2 protein-coding genes are annotated in these 2702 nt (G+C 57.3%); one reads left to right on the top strand and one right to left on the bottom strand.

Going from position 1 to position 2702, the window contains the following annotated elements:
• Position 1: 1 nt before the first annotated feature.
• On the bottom strand, positions 2-1471 hold the full coding sequence (gene proP / locus FN633_RS09385; protein WP_154057523.1) for a glycine betaine/L-proline transporter ProP: 1470 nt from the start codon (positions 1469-1471) through the stop codon (positions 2-4).
• Between the two features lie 347 nt (positions 1472-1818).
• On the opposite strand from proP, the gene FN633_RS09380 reads away from it, so the two are divergent.
• Positions 1819-2676: a DMT family transporter gene (locus FN633_RS09380; RefSeq protein ID WP_154058891.1), complete on the top strand. Its 858-nt coding sequence runs from the start codon at positions 1819-1821 to the stop codon at positions 2674-2676.
• The last annotated feature ends 26 nt before the right edge of the window (positions 2677-2702 follow it).

The raw sequence follows: 2702 nt of genomic DNA, 5'->3' as shown, positions 1-2702 counted from the left end.
CCTATTTGCTTGCTACCTGCGCCTGCAGGTGCTTGCTGCGTTTCTGCTTGCGCAGCTTATCGATCAGGCGGTGCGCCTCGGCATGCGTTGCCACCGCCGGAGATGAACCGCTGAGCGGCTTCTGGGCCGTCTCGCGCAGGGTCAGGACCGTAATCAGACCGATAATCCCCGCACCCATCATATAGTAAGCTGGCATCATCACGTTGTGCGTGGTATCCACCAGCCAGGCGGTCACCAGCGGCGTGGTGCCACCGAACAGCGAAACCGAGAGGTTAAAGCCAATCGCCAGCGCGCTGTAGCGGATATCGGTCACGAATAGGGCCGGGAGCGTCGCAGGCATGGTGCCGCTAAAGCAGGTGTGCAGTACGCCAAGAATAACCAGCCCGCCAAATACCGCCAGCATATTGCCGGATCCGATCAGCATAAAGCTCGGGATCGCCAGCAGGATCAGCCCGGCTGCGCCGAGGGCGATGACCGGACGGCGGCCGATGCGATCGGTCCAGTAGCCCCAGGCCAGAGTCAACGGCATCATCACAAACATGATCACCATTACCAGCAGCAGGCCGGTCAGCTCGCTCATGCCCAGCACGCTGGTCAGGTAGCTTGGCATGTAGGAAGTCAGCATATAGTTCGAGACGTTGAACACCAGCACCAGGCCGATGCACTTCAGGATCTGCTTGCGATGTTTGTTCAGCATCTGGATCAGGCTAAGCTGCGGCTTGCTATGCTCCAGCGCCTCCTGCTTATCCATATGATCTTTAAACGCGGGCGTCTCCTCGAGCTTAAGACGAATGTAGAGGCCAAACAGCCCCAGCGGCGCGGCCAGGAAGAACGGGATACGCCAGCCCCAGGCGTGCATCGCCTCGGTAGGCAGAACCGCGATCATAATTGTCACCAGGCTGGCACCCAGTAGATAGCCGCCGAGGGTACCGAACTCCAGGAAGCTGCCCATAAATCCGCGACGTTTATCCGTAGAGTACTCCGCGATAAAGGTTGCGGCTCCGCCATACTCGCCCCCAGTGGAGAAACCCTGCACCAGACGCGCCACCAGCAGCAGGATCGGCGCGGCGATACCAATGCTGTCATAGTCGGGGATCAGGCCGATGCTGAACGTACCGATCGACATCATAATCATCGTCAGGGCGAGGATCTTCTGACGACCGAAGCGATCGCCGAGCGGACCGAATACCATCCCGCCGATAGGGCGCACGAGGAAGGCAGCGGCAAAGGTCCCGAAGGAGGCGATCAGCTGCGCGGTGCTGCTGGCACCCGGGAAGAAGACCTGGCCGATGATCACAGCCAGATAGCTGTAAACCCCGAAGTCGAACCACTCCATGGTATTACCGAGCGCAGCTGCGCCGACGGCTTTTTTAAGCAGGCCGCTATCGATAACGGTAATGTCGTCTACGGTCAATTCGTTGCTTGTTGAAGCGTTATTCTGGTGCTGGTTTAACGTCGTTCCGTTGCTCATAAACTCCCCATGAGTGTGGATGGCGCAACCTTATAGCTTTCGCAGCCGTAAAACCAAATTAAAGGAAATGAAAGCTATAAGATGCAGAGAATGATGGTTCGCCACGTTTAGCGGCGGGGGTACACCATAAATAAAATAGTCGACGGGTGCAACTTTTTGGTGGGAATAGCTGCTTTTCTCTGAAATGGTGGCGATATCAGCTTAATCTGAAGAGCGGCGCAGCAGCAAATAAACCCCCTAAACTGCAGGGAATATTATTTCGCCTGCTAACGATCTATGTAATTAAGGCCATTAGCACTATGATGGCACAACTCTTTTTATATTTTTCTGTAGTGATGACTATTTCAATGAATCCCCAGCGGCAAGCCGATCTTCTCCTCATTATGGTCACCCTTATCGCCGCCTGCGGCTGGATTTTTTCCCGTGAGGGCATCTCCGGAATGCCGGTTTTCGCTTTCCTGGGATTGCGTTTTGGCTGTGCCGCCCTGGTGCTGCTGCCGTTCTGCCGGGGACAGCGTATTCCGCGTGAGCAGATCATCAGGGTGCTTATCAGCGGGGCCTGGATGGCGCTGACCATGTGTCTATGGATCTACTCCGTTTCAACGACTCCCTCGCTCGGCGAAGGCGCATTTATCATGAGCCTGTCGATGCTGTTCGTACCGCTGGTGGCCTGGGGGATGATGAGGGTCCGGCCCGCCCGTGCCTACTGGGAGTGCCTGCCACTGGCCTTTGTCGGTCTGGGACTGCTGAGCTTACAGTTCCCGGTGTCGTTTCACGCCAGCCAGGGGTGGTTTTTGCTGACCGCCGTGGTGCAGTCGATCTCGTTTTGCTACACCAGCCGCTGCGCCAGAGAAGTGCCGCTGCTGCCGCTGACGGCGGTGCAGCTGGGGATGACCGGCGTGGTGGGGCTGGTGCTTTCAGGGCTGACGGAGACATGGAGCCAGCCATTTACCGCCACCACCGCGATGTGGCTGCTCGCCAGCATCCTGATCGCCACCAGCCTGCGCTTTGGCCTTCAGCTCCAGGGGCAGAAGCATGCCGCGGTCGCCAATGCGGCAATTATTATGGTGCTGGAGCCGCTGCTGACGGTGATTGCGGCGGCAATGTGGTACGGAGAAAAGCTGCCGATGCAGAAAATCACCGGTGGGATACTGATCCTGGTGGCCCAGCTGTGGTTTAGATGGCGGATGGTAGTGCGGGCGTAATGGAGCAGGGGTGAGTAAAAATTTAT

The organism is Pseudescherichia vulneris (assembly GCF_902164725.1).
GTDB lineage: Bacteria > Pseudomonadota > Gammaproteobacteria > Enterobacterales > Enterobacteriaceae > Pseudescherichia > Pseudescherichia vulneris.
Note: the sequence above shows the minus strand (reverse complement) of the source record. Positions and strands in the feature narration are given on the sequence as shown.